The sequence below is a fragment of the Sorangiineae bacterium MSr12523 genome (genome assembly GCA_037157775.1).
Taxonomy (GTDB): domain Bacteria; phylum Myxococcota_A; class Polyangia; order Polyangiales; family Polyangiaceae; genus Pendulispora; species Pendulispora brunnea.
The window spans coordinates 755355-777601 of record CP089982.1; the positions used below are offsets into that span (position 1 = coordinate 755355).

The 22247-nt window shown below is 63.8% G+C and carries 16 protein-coding genes; 9 read left to right on the forward strand and 7 right to left on the reverse strand.

Translation table 11 applies throughout. From position 1 onward, the window contains the following. Nucleotides 1-73 precede the first annotated feature (73 nt). From LZC95_03215 to guaD, 3 genes are read left to right on the forward strand one after another with little or no spacing between them, the layout of a single operon-like run. On the forward strand, nucleotides 74-1207 hold the full coding sequence (locus LZC95_03215) for an alpha/beta fold hydrolase (protein ID WXA95849.1): 1134 nt from the start codon (nucleotides 74-76) through the stop codon (nucleotides 1205-1207). Next, a complete protein-coding gene (locus LZC95_03220; protein ID WXA95850.1) occupies nucleotides 1204-2697 on the forward strand; it encodes a tryptophan 7-halogenase in 1494 nt (497 codons plus the stop codon). Before LZC95_03215 ends, LZC95_03220 begins: the two co-directional genes overlap by 4 nt. A gap of 33 nt (nucleotides 2698-2730) precedes the next feature. Then, the gene (guaD, locus tag LZC95_03225) at nucleotides 2731-4119 is read left to right on the forward strand and encodes a guanine deaminase (GenBank protein WXA95851.1); all 1389 of its coding nucleotides are present in this window, start codon (nucleotides 2731-2733) and stop codon (nucleotides 4117-4119) included. Here the strand turns inward: guaD and LZC95_03230 are convergent. Further along, nucleotides 4059-4673, reverse strand: a complete 615-nt coding sequence (locus tag LZC95_03230; protein WXA95852.1) for a LysE family translocator — start codon at nucleotides 4671-4673, stop codon at nucleotides 4059-4061. The genes guaD and LZC95_03230 overlap by 61 nt on opposite strands. A gap of 80 nt (nucleotides 4674-4753) precedes the next feature. On the opposite strand from LZC95_03230, the gene LZC95_03235 reads away from it, so the two are divergent. Continuing rightward, a complete protein-coding gene (locus LZC95_03235) occupies nucleotides 4754-5359 on the forward strand; it encodes a cysteine hydrolase (GenBank protein WXA95853.1) in 606 nt (201 codons plus the stop codon). 88 nt (nucleotides 5360-5447) lie between these two features. Then, on the forward strand, nucleotides 5448-5816 hold the full coding sequence (locus tag LZC95_03240) for a VOC family protein (protein WXA95854.1): 369 nt from the start codon (nucleotides 5448-5450) through the stop codon (nucleotides 5814-5816). A 6-nt stretch (nucleotides 5817-5822) separates the two neighbouring features. On the opposite strand, the gene LZC95_03245 is transcribed toward LZC95_03240, so the two are convergent. After that, nucleotides 5823-8663, reverse strand: a complete 2841-nt coding sequence (locus LZC95_03245) for a hypothetical protein (GenBank protein ID WXA95855.1) — start codon at nucleotides 8661-8663, stop codon at nucleotides 5823-5825. Nucleotides 8664-8841: 178 nt separating this feature from the next. Here LZC95_03245 and LZC95_03250 point away from each other — a divergent pair, with 178 nt between their 5' ends. Beyond that, nucleotides 8842-9303: a DUF2867 domain-containing protein gene (locus LZC95_03250; protein ID WXA95856.1), complete on the forward strand. Its 462-nt coding sequence runs from the start codon at nucleotides 8842-8844 to the stop codon at nucleotides 9301-9303. Between the two features lie 834 nt (nucleotides 9304-10137). Continuing rightward, nucleotides 10138-10782: a hypothetical protein gene (locus LZC95_03255; protein WXA95857.1), complete on the forward strand. Its 645-nt coding sequence runs from the start codon at nucleotides 10138-10140 to the stop codon at nucleotides 10780-10782. 16 nt (nucleotides 10783-10798) lie between these two features. On the opposite strand, the gene LZC95_03260 is transcribed toward LZC95_03255, so the two are convergent. Continuing rightward, the gene (locus LZC95_03260; protein ID WXA95858.1) at nucleotides 10799-13516 is read right to left on the reverse strand and encodes a bifunctional serine/threonine-protein kinase/ABC transporter substrate-binding protein; all 2718 of its coding nucleotides are present in this window, start codon (nucleotides 13514-13516) and stop codon (nucleotides 10799-10801) included. A 123-nt stretch (nucleotides 13517-13639) separates the two neighbouring features. After that, entirely contained in the window at nucleotides 13640-14086 is a 447-nt protein-coding gene (locus LZC95_03265) for a hypothetical protein (protein ID WXA95859.1), read from the reverse strand. Between the two features lie 607 nt (nucleotides 14087-14693). On the opposite strand from LZC95_03265, the gene LZC95_03270 reads away from it, so the two are divergent. Beyond that, on the forward strand, nucleotides 14694-16520 hold the full coding sequence (locus LZC95_03270; protein WXA95860.1) for a lamin tail domain-containing protein: 1827 nt from the start codon (nucleotides 14694-14696) through the stop codon (nucleotides 16518-16520). A gap of 48 nt (nucleotides 16521-16568) precedes the next feature. Here LZC95_03270 and LZC95_03275 read toward each other — a convergent pair whose 3' ends face one another. The 3 genes from LZC95_03275 to dnaK all read right to left on the reverse strand — a co-directional run bounded on the left by LZC95_03275 (nucleotide 16569) and on the right by dnaK (nucleotide 20205). Then, nucleotides 16569-17156 (reverse strand): hypothetical protein, encoded by a 588-nt coding sequence (locus tag LZC95_03275; GenBank protein ID WXA95861.1) that lies wholly within the window; start codon nucleotides 17154-17156, stop codon nucleotides 16569-16571. Nucleotides 17157-17363: 207 nt separating this feature from the next. Then, nucleotides 17364-17744, reverse strand: coding sequence for a four helix bundle protein (locus tag LZC95_03280; GenBank protein ID WXA95862.1), 381 nt, complete (start codon nucleotides 17742-17744; stop codon nucleotides 17364-17366). A gap of 535 nt (nucleotides 17745-18279) precedes the next feature. Continuing rightward, nucleotides 18280-20205, reverse strand: coding sequence for a molecular chaperone DnaK (gene dnaK / locus LZC95_03285; protein ID WXA95863.1), 1926 nt, complete (start codon nucleotides 20203-20205; stop codon nucleotides 18280-18282). Nucleotides 20206-20725: 520 nt separating this feature from the next. Here dnaK and pcnB point away from each other — a divergent pair. Beyond that, the gene (pcnB, locus tag LZC95_03290) at nucleotides 20726-22246 is read left to right on the forward strand and encodes a polynucleotide adenylyltransferase PcnB (GenBank protein WXA95864.1); all 1521 of its coding nucleotides are present in this window, start codon (nucleotides 20726-20728) and stop codon (nucleotides 22244-22246) included. Nucleotide 22247 lies beyond the last annotated feature (1 nt).

Sequence of the window (22247 nt, forward strand, 5' to 3'; positions counted from 1 at the left end):
TTTCACACCAAAAATCGACATTCGATATCGCGATTATTAACAATTTCGTAAGATCTGCCGAGTAGACTCCAACGTGAATCGCCATCAAGGGGTATTCATTTTGGAGCTCGACGACTCGACGGTATACGAGGAGCTCCGTGCGTACATCGCGCGGGAATTGCTGGATGGACAGGACGATGGCCTCGACCGAACCACGCGTTTGCTCGAGTGGGGAATCATCGATTCGATGTCCATGGTGGCGCTGCTGGAATTCATTCGAGAGCGCTTTGGCGTCGCCATCCCGGACGACGACGTCATACCAGCTCATTTTTCCAATCTGGATGTGCTCACGCGATGCATATTGCGGCTCCACGCACTCCAGCAGGCGTCCGGCGAGCCGCGAACTGGTACACCGAATTACCATTATGCACTGATCCGCGCCCTCGAGCCGTATGGAGTCGTCTCCGAACGGCTCGAGGGGGAGGGGACTTCGGTGCACCATCTGCGCACGGTAGGTCGAGAGCCTGCGTGGGTGCTCCTACCGGCACTGGGTAACCCCGCGAGCTCGTGGGGAATCGTGTTGCGCGGCCTCGCCGGGGAACAAGAGGCCATTGCGCTGGATTTCGCTGGCTTTGGTCTCACCACGGGGCCTGTCGCCGCGCCCACGTTCGACGATCAACTCGCGCTCACGTTGGATGCCATGGAGCGATTGACCCGCGGCCGCGTGGTCCTCGTCGGCCACTCGGCAGGCGCCATGGTGGCCATCGACATCGCGCGGAGATTTCCTCACAAAGTCGCGGCGTTGGTCGTAACGAGCTTCGGCGCCATCGCCGAGCCCCGCGCGTGGTGGTCGTCGCTTCAGGAGCTGTCGCGCGATCCGAGCACCTTCCTCCAGCGCGCGTATTACGGAGCTCCGACCCTGGGCCGCGCGCTTCGCGGGTTGCTTTCGAGCGCCCTCGAGAGCACGGCCTACCAGAGCTTCCTCGACGAGCGCGCGCTCGATCGAATGCCGTCCATCTTCGAGGGGCTCACCGTCCCCACTTTGTTCGTGGCCGGCGAACAGGACCGCATCATCCCCGCCTCCGCGGTGAACGCCGCCGTCGCCGCCGTCCCGCACGCGCGGATCGAGTGGCTGGCGCGCTGCGGGCATTTCCCGCAGGCGGAGCGCCCTCAAGAGCTGTTCACCTTGATGCAATTGTTCGTCGCATCCCTGTCGGAGGGCACATGAATCGACGTTACGACGCCGTCGTCATCGGCGGAGGCCCCGGCGGCGCGGTGGCCTCGTATTTTCTGCGCCAGCATGGATTGTCCGTTCTCATGTTGGAGCGCACCCCCTTTCCGCGTTACCGCATCGGGGAATCGCTCACCGGCGTCACCGGTGATTTCATTCGAGAATTGGGGCTCGTCGAGAAAATGGGCGAGCATCGATTTCCGCCCAAGTCGGGGGTCAAAGTCCTCGGGCGCGAGGCCAAGAACGAGTTCTTCATTCCCGTGCCGCGTCCCACGTGGCAGGTCCTGCGGTCCGCGTTCGATGGCATCGTGTTGGAGCGCGCTCAGGAAGCGGGCGCGGAACTTCGTCATGGCACGGTGACGGCGGTCTTGCGCGACGGCGACCGCATCACCGGCGTTCGCTACCGTGTTTTCGAGAGCGACGAAGAGCTCGAAATCGAATGCCGCGCCGTCATCGATGCCAGCGGACACAGCGCGGTCCTGTCGAAGCTCGGCCTCGCGGGCCGCCGGCGCGTCGATGCCTTTGGACGGCAGATCGCCGTCTTTTCGCAATACCACCGTCCCATCCGCGACCCTGGGGCGATGGGTGACAACACCTTCATCTTCTATTCGAAGCAATACCACTGGGCGTGGTTCATCCCACTATCGCCCGACGTCGTATCCGTCGGCGTCGTCATGCCCGTGACGACCTACAAGGAGCGCGGGGACTCCCCCGAGGCGGTGCTCCAATGGGGTCTGGAAAACGTCAATCCCGATCTCAGCCGGCGTGTCCGCGACGCACGCCAAGTGGAGCAGGTGCGCTTCATCCGCAATTACTCGTACCGCATCGAACCTTTTGCAGGCAATGGCTGGTTTTGCGTGGGCGACGCCCACCGTTTCACCGATCCGATCTTCTCGTTCGGGGTCTCCCTGACCATGCTCGAGGCCAAGGCAGCCGCCGCCGCGGTCGCCGAGGGCCTTCGAACGGGCGACTTCCGCGAGCCCGTGGCCAACTACGTGGCCTACAGCGATGTCGGGCAGAATGCCATTTACGACTTCATCCGCTATTTCTGGAAGTATCCAGCCTTCTTCGGCATTCAGAGCCAAGGCCGCATGCGCAAGAGCATCATCAGCCTCTTCGCCGTGGAGTGCCACAACGAGGAGGTGCAACTCATGCTGAAGGAGATGCGCCGCAGCCTGTACACCATGCAGGCCGAGCAGCTCCCGGGCGAACGGCTTCGCGCCATCGGAGAACGAGCCTTGGCGCGCTTTACGGATTTTCAAGGCATCGACGCCATCTACGTCGCCGAGCGCGATACGGGCATCCATCTCTCCTTTTACTTGGACGAGAGCACCGACGACGTTCGCGAGTCGCTGGCGGACTTCGAACGCGAGCTGGACGCCGATTTCGGCAAGGACCGCGTCATCACGGCGAAGTGGCCCGCCACCGCGCCGCGCGACACCGCGGCCTCTGCCATCTTCGACCGCCGCACGCTTCGCGTGTCCTAGATAGAGGCCCCGCGGACGTGCTTTCATGTACGCATGACGGACGTTCGCGGTAGGAGCATTTTCGGCACATTCTTTCATGCACCGGCGCCCGGGGCGCTCGAGGTGCTCCACGAAGCGGTCGTGGCCGTCGATGAAAAAGGCACCATTTCACGGGTGGCGCGCCGTGGTGAGTCGGGCTACGAGGCGGCACGCGCCGCGGCCGATGTCGTCTTGCCCGATGGCTGTTACCTGCTGCCGGGCTTCGTCGACCTCCACGTTCACGCGCCGCAGTATCCCCAGTTGGGGCAGGCGCTCGACGTCCCGCTGGAGGTATGGCTGCAGAAATATACGTTCCCACTCGAAGCTCGTTATGCGAATACCGATTTCGCTCGGCGCAGTTACGAGGCGCTGGTGGCCGATCTTCTCTCGCACGGCACCACCACGGGGTTGTATTTCGCCACCGTGCATCAGGAGGCTACGCGCCTCCTCGTGGACATTTGCCTCGAGAAAGGCCAGCGCGCGCTCGTCGGCAAGGTCGTCATGGACGATCCGGCGACGTGTCCCGACTTCTACCGTGACGGTTCCACGGAAGCTGCGCTCGCAGACACGCGTGCCTTCATCGACTACGTGCGCGCTCACCCGGACAATGGCGAGGCGCGCGTTCTTCCGGTGGTTACGCCGCGGTTCATCCCGTCGTGCACCGACGAGAGCCTCGCGGGGCTTGGCAAGATTGCCGCCGAAAGCGGCTGCCACGTGCAGACCCATTGCTCGGAAAGCGATTGGGAGCATGGCTTCGTCCTCGAGCGTCACGGCGTCACCGACACCGAGAGCCTCGACCGCTTCGGCCTCCTCACGCGTCGCACTGTCCTCGCGCATGGCACCTTCATCACGGGCGCCGACATGGATCGCATCGCGCAGCGAGGCTCGGCCGTCGCGCACTGTCCATTGTCCAATGTCTATTTCTCCAGTGCCGTCTTCCCGCTTCGCGCCGCGATGGCCCGCGGGGTGCGCGTGGGCCTCGGCACCGACATTTCAGGCGGTCCCTCGGCGTCGCTTTTCGACTCCGTGCGCATGGCCCTCGCCGCGGGGCGCATGCTCGAAATCGGTGTGAATCCCGATTTGCCGCCCGAGCGCCGCGGCCGCCCCGATTCGCGCATCGATACCGCGACGGCCTTTCACCTCGCCACCGCCGCCGGCGGTCACGCGCTCGACCTCCCCATTGGGCAATTCACGCCGGGGTATCACTTCGACGCGATGCTCATCGACACGCGCGTCCCCGACGGCACCATCCGCATCCTCGCCGAGAGCAGCCTGGAGGACGTGCTCCAGAAGATCCTTTATCTGGCTTCCAAGCCCAACATCGTCCAGGTGTGGGTCGGAGGTCACTCCGTGGCGACACGTACCCCCAGCGCGATCAAGACGGTACCGAGCAATCCATCCTGAACGCGACGCGCTCGGCGCGACCGAAGCAGATCGCGCAGCCGATGCACGGCCAGCGCCGTGAGCGTAAGGCCGCAAAGGCTGAAAAGCACCGCGAGCATCGCCAGCCCCAAGGCCACGGGCAGCGCATGGGACGGTTCGCTCGTTCCAATGAACTGCGGCAGCGTGGCCACGAAAAAGAGCGTTGCCTTGGGATTGGTCAGGTTGCACAAAAGCCCCTGCACGAACGGTGTCGAGCCACGGACGCGGGCGGTTTCTTCCGCCGGCGGAGCCTCGGGGGCGCGGTACGCGGCCCAAAGCGTGCGACCGCCCAGCGCGATCAGCAGAATGGCACCCACGAGCTTCAGCGCGGCGAAGGCCGCTGCGCTTCGCAAGAGGATCTCCGCGAGGCCCATGGCGACGGCCACCGCGTGGACGAAAAGGCCCGCGGCGCATCCGATGGCGGTGCGCACCCCCGCGCGCTTTCCGCCGGCCAACGCCGAGCGAATGACAACGGCGGTATCGAGCCCCGGTGTGATGGTGATGAGCAAGCACAAGAGCAGATAGGGGACCAGCATGGCCGTCATCTTAGCCGCTCGGTTTCGCACTCGCACGGGATCCTGGGGCGTGGGAGAATCGCTGCCGAAAGGGGGCATCCATGGCGATCGATCCGCGCACCACCGCCGTCGTTCTCATCGAATATCAAAACGAGTTCACCTCCAAAGGAGGCGTACTCCACGAGGCTGTCGCACCGGTGATGGCCGAGACGAACATGCTGTCCAACACCGTCAAATTCGTGGATGCGGCCCGCCGCAAGGGCGTGACCGTCATGCACGCGCCCATCACGTTCGCGGCCGACTACGGAGAGCTCACCAAGCACCCGTACGGCATCCTGAAAGGCGTGGTCGATGGCAAAGCCTTCGTCAAAGGCTCATGGGGCGCGACCATCGTCGATGCGCTGAAACCCGCTCAAGGCGATATCGTCATCGAAGGCAAACGCGGCCTCGACACCTTTGCCAGCACGAATCTCGACTTCATCTTGCGCAGCAAAGGCATCAAAACCGTCATTCTCGGCGGCTTCCTGACGAACTGTTGCGTCGAATCGACGATGCGAACCGCCTACGAGCACGGCTTCGACGTGATCACCCTCACGGATTGCCTGGCCGCGACCTCCGCCGAGGAGCACCGCAACGCTCTGAAATTCGATTTCCCGATGTTCTCCAAGCCGATGCCCTCCACCGAGGTCATCGCGCAGATCGGTTGATTGATCCAAAGCGGCGCGGGCGATCGCAAGATCTTCCAAGAACCCCGCGCCGCGCGTCCTTAGGCTCTCGGGCATGGAGGACGTCAACATGTACGATCATATTGGCCTATTGGTGAGCGATCTCGATGCCAGCGTGCGTTTCTATACGGCGGCGCTGGAGCCTCTGGGCTTCGTGCTCTGCTCGAAGGATGCGTCGTGTGCAGGATTCGGCCCCGCCGGCGAGCCCGCCCTTTGGCTCTATCCGGCGTCGCAACCCGGCGCGGCGAAGACGCATATCGCTTTCCGCGCTTCCGGGCGCAAGGCGGTCGACCAATTCCACGCCGCCGGCACGAAAGCCGGCGGGCGCGATCACGGCAAACCTGGTTTGCGGGCCGACTACAGCCCGACGTATTACGCCGCCTTCTTGCTGGATCCCGACGGCAACAACGTCGAAGCCGTCTGTCTCAAGGCTCCTTGAGCGAGTTCATTGCGAAGATCGGACCGCTTCGGTGAGCAGCAGCTTCCACCCGGGAATCGCCGTCGTCGATGCCTTGGTATCGAGGTGGCTCGTCAGCTGATAGAGCCGCTGCGCATCGGGCAGACCCACCGCGAAGCGGTCGCGCAAGAAATAGGGCGGTATCGCCTGGTAATTCAGGCGAGCCCGCACCTTGGCATGGCCGCCCACCGCAGCGAGCGGCACGCGGAAGGTCACCACGTCGCAGCCGCACGCCGGTGATCCATCTTTGGGATACTCCGCATCATCGTCCACCCCGTGGGGCTCGAGTCCATCGGGGACCACGCCATTTTCCATCGTGGGCGCGAAATGCGATTTCCAGCCCGCCGGAAGAAGACGATTGTCCTTGATGGACTCGTAGATGCCGAGAAAGCTCGTGGTGAGCTGGTGGCTCGAATCGAGGGTGCGCTCCTCGTAAATCTGCACTTCGTCTTCGCGCGTGATGACGCGATGGTGCGGCTCGTATGCGGTCGCATCGAGTTCGCTCGCGAGCACGTTGCCGTCGTGCCCCACGATGGCGCCTGCGCCGTTGGTGCGGCCCGACGCCCAGAGAACGCCGCCCGAGCCATCCTCGATGGCCACCTCCAAAAAGGCGCGCCGGAAGGCCACACCCGAGGGAAGCTTGTGCCCCGCTTTGTTCGTCACCGTGACCGCGAATTCCAGCGCCCCATCGCGAACCTGGGGCGCACCAATGTCGATCGTCGCCGCCGTATCGGCAAAGGAACGGCCGCTGCGCAACGCCGTGGCCATTTGGAGGCGGGTCGGCTCGCCGTACTGGTTCGACATGTAATCGTAGTCGGCCAAGCCGAGCACGCGCGGCGCCTGCGCGAACATGCTCAACGTGAACAAATTGATGCCATTGAGCTGATGCCGCGAAAACGGCTTTCGCTCGACGAGGTCCACGCCCACGTGCAAATCGGGCACGCCGGGCAAATTGGCCGTCGGAAAATCCGCATCCTCGATGCTGGCCATCTTCTTTTGCAGATCGGTCCCGCCGAACTCGCGCGGCATATGGCAATCTTGACACCGCTTCGGGTTGCTCCCGTCGTGCCCTTCGTCTTTCACGAAGTCGTCGTTCTTCCGGTACACGCTATCGCGCCATTCGAGGAACGTCGCCTGCTCGTAGACGAAGCGGTCGTCCGCACACGAGCCAACTTTGCGCACGGGAAGCCGCACGGCATGGCACGAACCGCACAGCGCGGCGCTCTTCATCACGCGATCGCGTCCGCCGTCGCCCGACGGCGTCTTTCCCAGCGAGCGCACCATGGGATCGACCCGGACATCGGCCGCAAAGGGCCCTTGCAGATCGCCCGGCGCAGTCGGCGTCCAATTTCCCGTGTAGCTCGCCGGCGTACCCAGATCTTTCGCGCTGATTTGATGGCACACGGTGCAGGTGATTCCGTCCCGCGCCAAACTGCCATATTTGCCGTCCGGGCTATCGGGCAATGCGTAGACCATCGCATGCTCGAATTGTCGCGACGGTGCATCGATGTGCAGCTGATGCTGCCCCGCCGCGCCGTGGCACTTGTAGCACAAATCGGTAATGTCCTTGGCGCAGCCGCTGCGGTGATCCGTTTCCCACTCGCGCTGGGCGCGGAAAACGGGATCGCGACCCGCGAGTCCCATCATCGACATCGACCATTCGCCGAACGGCGATACGTCGGCAAAGCCCTGTTTGCCTGGAGTGAATTCCCCGTCCCGCGACACCATGGATCCATTGCTGTCGAGCTTCTGGGCGATGTGACCGACGGCCGAGTGGCACCCCCAGCACTGATTCGACGTGAGAAAGGTATCCGGCTTTCCATCGTCGGCTTTCGGGACCACGTGATCGAAAAAGCGCGGAATGTCTTCATGGGGCGCCTGCTCATTGGGCGGAATCCCAAACAGGGCCACGAAGTCCGTATCCGCACTTCCCAGCGCATGCGTGATCTTCGGCCGGTCGGGATGGTCGGCGATGTACGTCGACGCCGGCGTATTCTTGTATGCGTCGTACCCGTAATCGGGATTCTTCGCATCCGCTTTGTTCCACAACCGACGGAAGTTGTAGATCGTCTGTTTCGGCTCGTGCACACCGCCCGTGTTCTCCGGTAGGTGCGACGTCTGCGAAAAGGTCAGATCCCGCTGCGAGGCATGGCAGCGCAAGCACGGTTGGCCGAAGCTGCTCGGCGGCCGGCAGTCGTCGAGGCGCAACGTATCCGGCGATTCCCAGGCGAGGGGAGGCCTGTGACACTTCGCCTCGCCATGGCGTCCCTCTTCTTGGGATATCTCCGCCCAGAACCACCCGTCGCGCGCGTCCTTCGGGCGCCTTACCATCGGTTGCCAGGCGACGAATTTGAAGACCCCGCCGTCCTCCTTGGCCTCGCCAAGCGGTTTGTACCGTTCTTTGATGATGAGCGCCTTGTCGGGCACCTCGCCCTCGGGTCTCCCGCGCGCTAGCCACGCGGCCACCTCCGGCGAATACCAAACACGCACCCATCCGTGCGTGTCACCTTGTGTTTCCGTCCCACTGAGGTGGACGCCGTCTTCACCAGCCCAACCCGGCTGGCGATAACACTGTTTTTCGACGAACGCGTGAACACGTTCCGTGAGCCCGGCCTCGAGCCGCATGCGCGGATCCTCGACGGTCGAAGGGGGTTGCGACGCCACGATCGCATCGGAATCCTCGAACAGCGCCGCGCGGAGGCGAGCGCACTCTTCCGCGCTACCGAGTTCGTAGCCTGGCTCGTAGTCGCGAGACTCGCCACATCCCGCCATGGCGAGCAACGACACGGGCGGCAGCGCGCACGAAAGCCACAGTTGCCAACGCACCATGATCGACCCCCTGTCTCACATCGGATGATCCGGCGCGTGACGCGAGTCGATAAAAACGTTGCCCATCTCGCTGCAAAAAAAGCATGCCGCGTCCGCTCGGTGTGAGACGAACAGCGCGCGAACGATCCGTGCCCTGGACCTATGCCATACGGGCCCCATACTCCAGAGTATGGAACCCATGGCACCTCCCCGAACGCGGGATCTTGCCCGCGTGGACTTCCGCGACCAACACGAAGGGCCGCCCGCGGATGCGTCCCTCGATGAACTCGTGCACCGCCTCTTCCGAGACCGACCCCGCTGGGTCGATATCGCCATGAGCGTGCGTCATTTCCTCGTCCGCCCCTTTGGACTGGACACCACCTCGGGCTCCGACGCGCCACGGTCCCTGACCGAAGGGACTCGCGCAGGCCCTTTTTGGATCCTATCCGTCAACCCTGACGAAATCGTCGCGGGTCTCGACGATCGCCACCTCGATTTCCGCGTCTACCTCACGAAGAAACAGGGCCTCGTCGTTCGCACCGACGTCTCGTTCCACAACGCGTTGGGGCGTATTTACTTCGCCCTCATCCGGCTCGGCCACGTCTGGGTCGTCCGGAGCATGCTCCGCCGAACGGTGCCCTCGATCGCGTCTGCCGCATGACGAGGATCTCGGTCGACAATGTTCGACACTCCAAGAGACCCGCGCGCCGTACGAACCGCGTCCAAGCGCCCCTCGAGAGGCGGACTACTTCCATGTGTGAATAGAAATTCATGATAATTGGATAACCCCCAATCGAGTGTTCACATCACGTCGTCGCCACCGACGATGACGCACGCCCCTTGACTGCAAACGGCGCTCTTGCCGCGACAGGGATCGACGAAGCAAGCACCCGGGTTTTTGCACGTCGAGGATGAAGCTTTCAGCGAAGAGCCCGTCTGGAGCAGCGCATCGCAAGCGCAATTGCCTCCACACGTATTCGGCACTGCGCGGCAGTCGGAATCTTTGACACACGTATTCGGAGCCAGTGCTTGCTGGATCGACGTCCCCTCGTCCACGACCTTCGGAGTCGCCGATGATGTTTCGTCGTCCGATGCGCCCGCACACGCTCCAATGAATAGACAGCCCACGAGGATAATTTGTTTTGCAAACCGCGTAACAACCATGACGAGTCTTTATAAGCAGCACCCAGCCCGCGAGAAGAGGTAGGACCTATTGCTTTCACTCGTTTAGCGGGGAATTTACGCCTTTTACATTTGATTTACGGTCCTGAAGCCGAGCTCTCCACCGATTGTTATTTGCCAATTGAAACGAAATAATGGGCATTACCGCCTGCCCGCGCCCGTCATTGCGGCGGTGTCATCCTGACATCGCGACCGAGCGTCCGGTCTAGCTCGCTCGCAGGAAGCCCACGAAAATCGCAAGTCACCCGGTCGGATGACGCGACATGTAGCTGACGCATGCATACGATGGTCGTTTGGCAAGGGGGCGTCCTCAATGTCCGTCTCGAAACTATGGCGCGTGGTCGGAGTCGGTTCGTTCGTCGCAGCTGGGTACGTCGGCTGCACGTGCACGCCGCCCCCGAACAACCCCCCCGCCGGCGAAACCTGTGTGAATCCGAGCTTTTCGCCCACCAAGTGGGCGTTCGTCGATCAAGGCTGTGGCTGCCGACAAGACGATGCCAAGTGCCTCTATGAAGCTCGGATCATGCGATGTTTTGCCGCTTCGAAAGCGGAACCGTACCATTGTGGCAACTTGCCGCCGATCTCGTTGGCGAAGGACAACCAGCGCCAAGTCTGGGAGAGGCTCGACCTATCCGCACTCCAACTCTCCAAGGAAACCGTGAGCCGACTTCATGACTGCATCGACGAAGTAAACAAGGAACCCAGCATCTCGAGCTGCCCCGCCGGCTCCTCCGGCAAGCCGGTGGCCGGGCATTTCTCGAGGAGCTGCGAAACCAGCGCGGGCCTGCAGGCTTCTTCCGCATCCTCGGAAGCCTTCGACTCAGGCTCGCCGGCACCCGCGCAATATCCGTGCACCGGAGGCGGCTGCGCACTGCCCGAGCCCAACGCGCTCTGGTACCCGTGCACCGGCGCCGGCTGCTGCCTGCCCGACGGCAAAGACGCATCCACCCCGCGTTGACCCTCTCGAAACCCGATTAGGGACAGCGCAAGGGAAGCCCCTCGATCCTCTTCGTGGCGGCACGGAAAATCGGACCCGGTTCGATGGCCTCGTTGGCCATTCCGTGTTCGTCCGTGCCCACGCAGAGAAGCGCAAAATCGATGGGCGACTCCCCGGTTGCCAAATCGAAATCGAGCGGCGTGGCTGCACCGCGCAGATCGATTGACTTTCCCTCCTGCAGCAGGCGGAAGGCTTCGAAAATCTTGGTCGGCCCCACGTCGATGGGTTCACCCGGCGGAACCAATCGACCGATCCCGCGCGCCAAATTCGAGCCGGTCATGGGCAGATCGCCCATCGCGTAGGCGGCATAGGCCAGCAGATACACCGCATCGTACACGGCCCCGGGCGCACCGGATTGGGTCACTTTGGGCGTGTAGGTCTCATTGTAATGCATGGTCAACTTGGCATTGACCAATGTCGACGTCGGCAGACCCACCCCCAGAAAACGCCGCCGCCGCTCCGCGTTCTTTCCCAAAAGCTGAAAGAAATCGTCCCCGTACATTCCCGCAACGACGTAACGCGGTCGGAAACCCTCCGACCGCGGCCACCGCGTCTCGAGGGGCGCGAGCACCGTTTTGGTATTCGTATCGAACCCCGCGCTGATGATCACGTGCGGCCGGAACTTCAATAATGCATCCACGATGCTGGAATCCGCAATGGGCCGCGGATCTTGCGGATTCGTGTACAAAAGCTCGAGGTAATTCGAGCCATTTTCGACGGCGCTTTTGCCATTGAAGCGCAACGTGCCGAGCAGCGCATCGGAGCCGCTCAGGCCCGTCGTATTGCGGATTCGCAAATGCACCACGCGCATGGGTTCATCGGGCTTCAGCACGTGTGATGCGCGCAAGCTGGGTTCGATGACCTCGGCCACCACCGCGCTCACGGGAATCATGTTCACCGCCGTGTTGAAGGTGGTGCGCCACACCAGCCGCGGCTCGTAGGGCGGGTGCGGAATGGTCGTAATCAGCGAACTCCGGTTTTGCGTCGCCACGGCCAGGATGCCATTGGGAATGAACGACTCCGTGGCCAGGTCGATGACCTCTTGGCTCGAGGTAAAACCGATGACGGCGGGCACCTGAAGGTCCACCAAGTGGCGCGCGGCCTCTTTCGGATTCACGGCATCGTCGCACGCGATGATGCCAATGGGGCGAGCCGGCTTGCCGGGGGCGGGGGAGGGAATACCCCGTGCAATCTGCACGAAATCGCGGCGCGCCAGGTCGACGGTGTTGACGCTTTCCAGGCCGAACGCCTCCGCGTTCTTGCCTGACATGGGAAACATCGCGCCGAACCAAATCGTCGCATCGTTCTCGATGTCGCCTTTTTCCGCGAGCACTTTGCAGCCCGGTGCTTCGAGCGACACGCACGCGCCGTCCGTCGATTTGCGGCAGATATATGGATGCCCGTCGTTTTGCCTGACGCATGCGGCATTCGAGGTACACCCTGCGAGAACCGGTGCATCCTGCGTCGCCTCCGCAGCGGGATGCGTCCGCGCGCGCGACGCCAAGCCGATGCCCGCCGCCCCGGCCACCGCCGCCACCGCCGCGCCCATCGCGACCGCCGCCCAACGCGGCACGCGCCGGCGCCGCACGGTCTTCGAGTTCCCATGATGCGGTTCCGTGCGCGTTCCCGTGCTGGTGCGCCCCGCCGGATCGATGCCGAGCGCGATGACGGGCAGCGACGGAGCCTGCCCCAACACGGGAAGCACCTCGAACGACTCGTCCGCCCGTGCGGCCAGCCGCGCATCGATCTGGGCCTTGTCGGCAGCACGGCGCTCGGCAAAATAGGCGATCATCGTGCGCGCGAGCTCGACCCGCCCCACCTCGCCCCAGCGCGTACGCCGCTCGTGCGAAAGCGCGACGCGCAGTTCCTCCGCCGTCGTATAGCGTTGGGCAGGATCGAGCGCCAGCGCCTTCATGCAAATGGCCTCGAGCGCCTCGGGCACATCGGGCCGCAGGGTGCGCGGCGGATCGATCTCGCCCCGATCGAGCTTGTGAAAGAGGAGCGGCTCGGGCACATCCGCCCAGAGCCGCTGCCCCGTGAGGCACTGCCAGAGCATCACGCCCACGGAGAAAATGTCGGCGCGTCGATCCACGTTCCGCCGGCCCGCCTGCTCCGGGGCCATGTACGTGATTTTGCCCTTGATGATGCCGGTCGACGTCTCGTGCGAGGAAATCGCCGCCTTGGCGATGCCGAAATCGAGCAGCTTCACCGCTCCGTCGTAGGTGACGAGCACATTGTGGGGCGACACATCGCGGTGCACGATCGCGAGCGGCCGCCCATGCGCATCGGTGAGCTCGTGCGCGTAGTGAAGCCCTGCGAGCACCTGCTCCAGCGCAAAGATGCCCACGGCCCAAGGCAGCCCGTCCTTCGACGAAGCAGCCGTGCGCATGAGCACATCGAGGGTCTGCCCCTCGAGGTACTCCATCTCGAGGAAGTAATGCCGCGCCTCGAACCCGACGTCCCAAGTGCGAACGATGTTCGGATGATCGAGCCGCATCGCCAAATGCGACTCATCGAGAAACCCCTGGAGAAAGCGCAAATGCGACGCAAGCTCCGCCCGCAGGTGCTTCACCACGACCAACGCCGGCCGCTCCGCCACCTGATCCCGACGTGTCGCCAGGTAAACGGTGCCCATGCCACCGCGCCCCAGTTCAATCAACAGTCGATGCTTGCCTGCTGCGCGGCTCTGATTCATACCCCGCCCGGATCGCGACCTCCCAGCATAGAGCCTGCTTGAGCGTGGGCTAGCTAAGCAATCAAAATGTGTGACTTCTCGCACCTCTTTCGATGAAGAGGTCGCTTCTGCTCGACGCCAGGCTCACATGGCAAAGGCGAGTCGGAAGGGAAAATACCAGGTCGGCGTTCCAAGGTCTTCGACATCGACGATGCCGCGCGACATCAAGAGTCGCAGGGCACCGAGAGCGTCAATGGCCAAGACGTCGATGGTGGTCACATCGCCAGGCATGCCGGTGCCTTCATGGCGTTTCAACATGCGTCTGATCGCAGACCGGGCGCCGCGCCGGTCTTCGACGAGGCAGGCACTCACGAGTGCAGCCTCGGGCATGCTCGAAGGTACGTGGGCTAGCTCCTCACGTACGTTGCCGTCGACCAGCAGCGCCCGGACGGCGCGTGCTGCGCGCTGTTGGGCGAAGCTGCACGTTCGCGAGTTCGGACCCAGGTACGGTGCGTGGGGCGGATCCCACATGGGCTCGACGAACCTTCCGAGCAAGCGCGGCGTCACCAGCGGCGAGTGCGGCCCACGCATAACCGAGCGTCGCCCACGAATTCGTGGACGAGTAGTCGGGTTCGAGCGGCAGCGAGTCCGCCATGGCGAGGAACGCGAGTAGATCTTCCTTCGTAGCAATGGGCGTTGTACTTCGCTGAGAACCGGCGAGCGTGCGCTTCGGTTCCTCAGCGTCCCGATAGCGCTGAAGATCGACGAAATTCGAGGCGGCTCGCCGAAGCCATTCCCCGACGACGGTCCACGGCTCGCCCAGCGCATAACGCACCTTCGCGATCCACAGCGCATCGCTGCTCCCGAAGTCGCACGACTTGTCCGCCTCCAACTGCGAACGAAAATGCGCGAGGCTCGACTCGAGCGATGCTCGCGTTCTGCCTGGAACTCGAATCCTGCCGCGCGACTGATCCATTCACGAACCTCTGCGCTAAGGAGTTCGTCCGGCGTTGTCGGGAGTTGCGAACATTCCGGGCCGTGCCTGAACCATCAAATGTGTAACGTTTCTGCGGCATCCACAGCATGAAGCCGCTTCCCCGTTGTGGGATGGACCACTCCCGTGTATGAGAGCTGAGCTGCCAATGCTGGGCGCGCTTCTCTTCCACGCGCTCCGCGGCCTGCCGAAGGATGGTCGACGATGTTGAAGAATGACCGATTGGGTACGAAAACCTGGCGCCTGGTCTCGCTCCTCGCCTGCACCGCCGCGCCGTTCGCGGGGTGTTCGGGGCATGAAGATGAGACGGTGGCCCGAGGTGCCTCACAGGCGTTGGTCGGAGAGGGCATCGTCATCAGCCAGCTCTACACGGCGGGCGGAAATGCCGGCCCCCCGGTGGCTACCTTCAATCGTGACTTCGTCGAGGTTTTCAATCGATCGAACGTGCCTGTATCCCTCGCGGGCCTGTCTTTGCAGTACGGGTCGAACACGGGAAATTTCGGCGGAACGTTGTCCGATGGGGGGCTTGGCGGCAACGTTTACATCTTCCCCTCGAACGTCACGCTCGCACCGGGGCAATACTTCCTCGTTGGTATGGGCTCGACGAGCGCGACCAATGGTGCGGCGCTTCCAGAGGTGAATGACAGCGGGACCCTCAACATGGGGGCAACCAATGGGAAAATCGCTCTTGCCCGCACGGTGGAATCGTTGAGTTGCGGTAGTTCCGCGACGCCATGTGATTCGGCAAAGATCGTGGACATCGTCGCTTTTGGTAACGCGACACCGTTCGAAGGCACCGGTGCGACGGCGGCTCTCAATACGACGTTGGCTGCTCTCCGCAAAGATGCGGGATGCATCGACGCGAACGACAACAAGAACGACTTTACTGTCGAGACGCCTGCACCGCGAAACGCGGCCAGTGCAGCGCACGTGTGCGCGACGGATGGTGGTGCTCCGGATGCAGAGGTGGATGCCAATCCCGGCATCGACGCGGGCAGTCCCGATGATGCCGGTCCCGCCGATGGTGGCGGCGGCACGCCGGAGGATGGTGGTGGCATCGACGCGGCACCGGAGGATGCGGGGCCCGCCGACGCCGGTCCGGAGGATGCCGGCCCTGTGGATGCCGGTCCTGGCGATGCATCGACCGACGGCGGGAATGACGCCGGTCCACCGGGTGATGGAACAGGGGTCGTGATCAGTCAGATCTTCGGCGCGGGTGGTAACTCCGGTGCGAGTTTCAGCCGCGACTACGTCGAGCTGTTCAATCGATCGAACGGGCCCGTGTCGCTGGCTGGGCTGTCGGTTCAATATGGAAGCGCGACGGGCGACTTCTCGAACAACTCCTTCACGGCGCCGGTGGTCCTACCCAACGTGACCTTGCCCAAGGGTGGATACTTCCTCGTGGCCTTCGCGGGCGGCGACGCCGGTACGGGGGCTGGGCTCCCGAAGGCGGACGCGGAAGGGCTCACCAATTTCAGCGCCACGAAGGCCAAGGTAGCTCTTGCACGTGTGATTACGCCGCTCGGATGCGGAGGCGCGACCCGGTGCCCTGACACCAACATCGTCGACAAAGTCGGCTACGGCGACAACACCGTGACGGACTGGCTAGGCAATAGCCGCGCGCCCGCTCCTGCGGGCGGCGAGAACACGACGTCGATCGTTCGGAAGAACAACGGCTGCCAAGACACGCGCAACAACGACGCAGACTTCGCACTGACCAAGCCGGCCACGGTACCCCACAACAGCGAGTCCACGCCCGCTCCGTGCTCCGAGACCCCCACCGACGCGGGGACGGACTCCGGCACCGGTCGAGCCGATGCGGGTAAATCCGATGGCGGCACCGGCAATCCCTTCGACTCGGGAACGCCGCCTCGCAACGATGGAGGCAGCGGCAACGGTGCCGTCGATGTCGACTCGGGCTGCTCCTGCAGCACCCCCGGCTCGAGCACCCCGATGAACAAAGGCCTCGCCTTCGCCACCTTCGCTGCCCTCGGCCTGGCCATCACCGCGCGCCGCCGCCGCGCTTCGTAATGTGCAATGGCAAGGAGCTGGACGATCCCCGTCCAGCTCCTGTCTTGTTCAATAATATTGCCACTCGAAGTTGAGCGCGGAGCCCATGACGAAGGCGTCCTTGTACTTGGACGGAAACACTTCCACCGCGAAACGCAGCGAGTGGTGCTTCGTCGATAGGACGCCGAATCCTGCGCGGAAGGAGGCGCCGTAGCCGACTTCGGTGTCGTTCGTGCCCGTATGCAGGAACGTATTTTCACCGAAAAGAACGAGCCCGGGTCCTCCGCTCAGCATGATGTCGTCGTTCACCCAGAACTGAACGTGGCCGCCGTAAAAGCCATTCACGAATTGATGGAGATCACCGTGAGCGTCTTCACGGAAATATGAGGTGCCCGCGGCACGGGCTAGAAGAGCCACGTCCGGGGAAAGAAAGCCTCCGACGCTCATGGATAGCGGTGCGAGACCGAATCGCGTGAGGCTCTCCCCGCGCTCCGGCGAGACGTGGGTGAGCGCCCCGCCAAGCCCGAGTTCCAACGTGAAACCCTGGCGCAATGGACGGGAGGAGACGCTTTCGTCTCCCTCCGCCGCGTGCGCAAGTGACGGGAACCAGGCAGCGGCGCAGCATGCAGCCGCAATCGAAGCTTTTAAGAATTTCATATTGGGCGCCGGTTAGCAGAAAGCAGGCCAAGGCTTCGCACCGAACTTTCCCGGGGAAAGTCCACCCATTGCCCGCCAGAGATAACGCCCGTTGACGCCCTCTCGGAAACGACAGGGGGCCCCACGCACTGTCCGAGTACGACTTCGCGACCATCCGCATCGGGCGAAGGCAAGGAGCCGGACGTCGCCAGCTCCTTGCTCTGCGCATCACCGCTTCGCGCCAAGGCGATAAAGCATAGCCGCGACCCGATCGAGCAATTCGTCGGCGGCCTCGAGCTCGCGCGGTTGCACGTAGCCCCAAGCGACAGCCACGCGCAACGCAGCCCGCGATTCGCCGTTGGAGCCAGCCGCCGTCGAGAAGCGTGCGATGCGATGACCTCCCTGACTGCGATTTCCTTCCGCAATGTTGAGCGCGACGGAGCTGAGGGCCCGTCGAAGCTGCTCGCCGAGATCCCGGTCACAGCGGCGAATGCGAGCCACAACGGGCGCAAGGACCTCAATGGCCTGAACAGCGAGTTCGAGAACCTGAAAGCGAGAGGGGCGGTGGGGCGGGGTTGCTTGCATGCCCTTTTCAAGCGAAAGAATCATGACAACGCCCAGCCTCACCCCCCGCCAACCGCCGGCGTTGGCGTGATTCTTTCGCGCACAGCAGGCAAGCAACCCCGCCCCACCGCCCCGCCGTGAGGTCGACCCGCGATCTGTCAACGATGTCCTGTCCTGCTCCCTGTCCTGCTCCCGGAGTCGGAATCGGAATCGGAATCGGAGTCGGAGTCGGAATCGGAATCGGAGTCGGAGTCGGAATCGGAATCGGAGTCGGATTCGGAATCGGAGTCGGAGTCGGAATCGGAATCGGAATCGGAATCGGAGTCGGAATCGGAGTCGGAGTCGGAGTCGGAGTCGGAATCGGAGTCGGAGTCGGAGTCGGAGTCGGAGTCGGAGTCGGAGTCGGAGTCGGAGTCGGAGTCGGAGTCGGAGTCCCTCGGCAGCCGCCTGGAAGCCGGCGAACCGCCGGCAAGATGCCGGCGCTCCATGCCGGCGCTCCATCAAAAGCGCGCGGCAAAGAAAAAGGCCCCCCGCCCGCGAACCGGGGGGGAGCCCTCTTCATTCAGCCCGAAGCGACGGCTTACTGCGTCTCTTCGAACTCGGCGTCGATGACGTTGCCGTCCTTCTTCCCTTTGCCATCGGCACCCGGGGCGCCACCCTCGGCGCCGCCGTTCGGCGGGGCGCCCGGGGCGCCGCCTTCGGCGCCGGGGGCGCCTTGGTACATCACGCTGGCGATGCGGTGCGCTTCCTTCTCCAGCTTCTCGAGAAGCTCCGTCACCTGGGCGTCGTCTTGCTTCTCGACGGCGGCGCGGCCTTCCTTGATCAAGCCCTCGAAGGTCGACACGTCGCTGGCTTGCAGCTTGTCCTTGTTCTCGCTGATCGTCTTCTCCAGCGAGTAGCACAGGTTGTCCAGCTTGTTGCGCCGCTCGATCTGCTCGCGGCGGGCCTTGTCCTCTGCCTCGTTCTCGGCGGCTTCCTTGACCATGCGCTGGATGTCCGAGTCGCTCAGACCGGAGTTCGCCGTGATGGTGATCTTCTGATCCTTGCCCGTCGCCGTGTCCTTCGCGTGGACCGACAGGATGCCGTTCGCGTCGATGTCGAACGTCACCTCGATCTTCGGCACGCCACGCGGGGCCGGCATGATGCCCTCGAGGTGGAACTTGCCCAAGGTGCGGTTGTAACGCGCCTCGGTGCGCTCGCCTTGGAGGACGTGCACTTCCACGCTGGGCTGGCTGTCCGTCGCCGTCGAGAACACTTCCTTCTTCTGCGTCGGAATCGTCGTGTTGCGCGGAATCATCGCGGTCATCACGCCGCCGAGCGTCTCCACGCCGAGCGACAGCGGGGTGACGTCGAGAAGAACCATGTCCTTCACGTCGCCGGAGAGAACGCCGGCCTGCACCGCCGCACCGATGGCCACGACCTCGTCCGGGTTCACGCCCTGATGCGGGTCCTTGCCGAAGAACTTCTTCACCGTCTCCTTCACGAGCGGGATGCGCGTGGAGCCACCGACGAGGACGACCTCGGCGATGTCCGAAGGAGACTTCTTCGCGTCGGCGAGCGCCCGCTTCACCGGCTCCATCGAGCGATCGATGAGCGGGGTCATCATCTGCTCCAGCTTGGAGCGCGACAGGCGCATGTCGAGGTGGACCGGGCCGCCCGGACCGACCGTGAGGAACGGCAGGTTGATGCTCGTCTCCTGCACGCTCGACAGCTCGATCTTTGCCTTCTCCGCGGCCTCCTTGAGGCGCTGCAGGGCCATCTTGTCCTTGCCGACGTCGATGCCCGAGGTCTTGCGGAACTCCGCGACCAGCCAGTCGATGATCAGGTTGTCGACGTCGTCACCGCCGAGGTGCGTGTCGCCGTTGGTCGAGATGACCTGCACGACATTGTCGCCGACCTCGAGGATCGAGATGTCGAACGTGCCACCGCCGAAGTCGTACACGGCGATGATCTCGTCGCTCTTCTTGTCCAAACCGTACGCGAGCGCGGCCGCCGTGGGCTCGTTCACGATGCGCTTCACATCGAGGCCGGCGATACGGCCGGCGTCTTTCGTCGCCTGGCGCTGGGCATCGTTGAAGTAGGCCGGGACCGTGATGACGGCTTCGTTGACCTTCTCGCCCAGGTAATCTTCCGCAGCCTTCTTCAGCTTTTGCAGGACCTTCGCGCTCACCTCGGGGGGCGACACGACCTTGCCACGCACTTCGAACGCCGTGTCGGCGTTGGAGGCCTTCACGGCCTTGTACGGAACGCGCTTGAGTTCTTCGGAGACCTCATCGAAACGCCGGCCGACGAAGCGCTTGGCGCTGAAAATCGTATTCTCGGGGTTGGTGACCGCTTGGCGCTTGGCGATCTGACCGACGAGGACCTCACCCTTGTCGTCCCACGCCACCACGCTCGGCGTGATGCGAGAGCCTTCCTCGTTCACGATCACTTTGGGTTCCCGACCCTCCATGATCGCCACGACGCTGTTCGTGGTGCCGAGGTCGATGCCGATGATCTTACCCATGGTTTTTCGTCCTTTTTGCCTTCTCGTCGAGTCAAGAATTTCAGTGCGGAAAACGTCGATACTTCGAGGTCCGGCCCCTACAACCCAGGTGAGACACACGTCTCCGGGGACGGGTCATAGTCCAGCTCGCGGCGCCAGGGGAAGGTCGTGCCCAGGAAATCGGGTTCAACCCGGGCCCCGTCTCCAAGAGGCGAAGGCGAGGCCCAACCCCGCCAAAAAAGCCCGTGAAATCGTGGGCTCCCGGCTGGCCAAGGGTTGGAGGGGAAGCTAATCACATGGACGCTGGCGTCAACGGTTCCGGCACGGTTCTCTCCGGCATTCGCCCCCAGGTCTGCCGAGGGGTCCTTTGCCGCCCGATCGGCTTCGTGGTCGCATTGGCCCAGTGTATGGATTGCCGCGGTGCGTGCCCCCTGGTAGAGTCCACGCCACCTTAATCCAAAGCGCATCGGCTCCACCGGTCTTTCGGGCGTCTTTCGGGCACGCACCCGCTCGGCTCGAGGCGCGGCCGACCCAGCTTCGCATGCGACAGCCCAAGCAAAAGAACACGTTGTTGATGACCCCCTCGGATTCCCCGCCCGACGATGGGCCGCGGTCCGACTGGCCCGATTTACCTGAGCTCCCCTCGTTCACGATCCAACACGCCGACGAGTACGTGGCCCGGCAAGAGCCGCCCGAAAGTCTCTCGGCCGAGGACGCTGCAGCGGCCTTCAGACCGGACGAGGACGCGATTCTCGAGCGCCATGCCGGAACTGGACTCATCCGCCATGACGCCCCCCTGAACGAGGCCAACATCGATCCGGACGCGGCCAAAGTCGTGCGCCGGTTGGAACGCAGCGGCTACCAGGCCTACCTGGTGGGAGGCTGCGTTCGCGATCTCCTCCTCAATGGCCGCCCCAAAGACTTCGATGTCGCCACCAACGCGCGCCCCGAAGACGTACGCGGCTTGTTTCGCAACTGCCGCATCATCGGTCGCCGTTTCCGTCTTGCCCACATCCTCTTCGGCGGTGGCAAGGTCATCGAGGTGGCCACCTTCCGCCGCAACCCGCAGGTCGAGAACCCGGGCGAGGACGACGCGCCGCCGAGCTACGACGACCTTCTCATCCGCAGCGACAACGTCTTCGGCGACGCGCATGAAGACGCCCTCCGGCGCGACTTCACCATCAACGCGCTCTTCTACGATCTCGACCGGCGCCAAGTCCTCGACTGGTGCGGGGCGATGCAGGACATCCAGCGTCGCGCCATCCACACCATCGGCAACCCGGTGGTTCGCTTCCGCGAAGATCCCATCCGCATCCTGCGCGCGATCAAATTCGCGGCGCGCCTCGACCTGGGCATCGACCCCGACGTGTACGAGGCCATGGTCGGTTGCCGGGACGAGCTCGCGAAGGCCGCGCGCCCGCGTATTTTCGAAGAAATTTTGCGGCTTCTGCGGGGTGGCGCTGCCCACCGTTCGATGTGGCTCCTCTGGGAGACCGGCATCATGGCCGTGCTCATTCCGGAGCTTTCCGCCTTCCTCGACGACGGAGACGCCACCGACGGTGGCGCGGATCGCTTCTGGCGAAGCATGGACATCATCGACGAGATGACCAAAGAGCGCGGCGGTCCGTTGGACGACGTGGTGCTCTTCACCACCTTGCTCCGCGAGCCGCTCGAAGAGGCCACCTCCGGCGTTCGCGACCGCGGGCAGGCCACCCTCGAGTTCATCGACCCCATCATTGCGCGCATCGCCCTGCCGAGGCGCGTGGCCGATGCCATGCGCGGCATTGCCGCGTTGAAGCCGCGCCTCTGGACGGCTGCACGCAGCCTCCCCGAGGGCGAGGTTCCGCGCCTCGGCCGCCTCGCGCGGAGCGAGGTCATCGTGCAAGCGCTCGATGTCGTCGAGATCGATCTTCGCGCGCGCCAGATGCCCGCCGTGGGGCTGCAGTCGCTCCGGCGCGAGCTGCCCGCGGAGTTGTACGATCGCAGCCGAGGCACGCCGCGCCGCCGGGCCATGCCCGAGCGGCGCCGTCTCAGCAGCGGGCCCCCCGCCCGCCGCCGCTAAG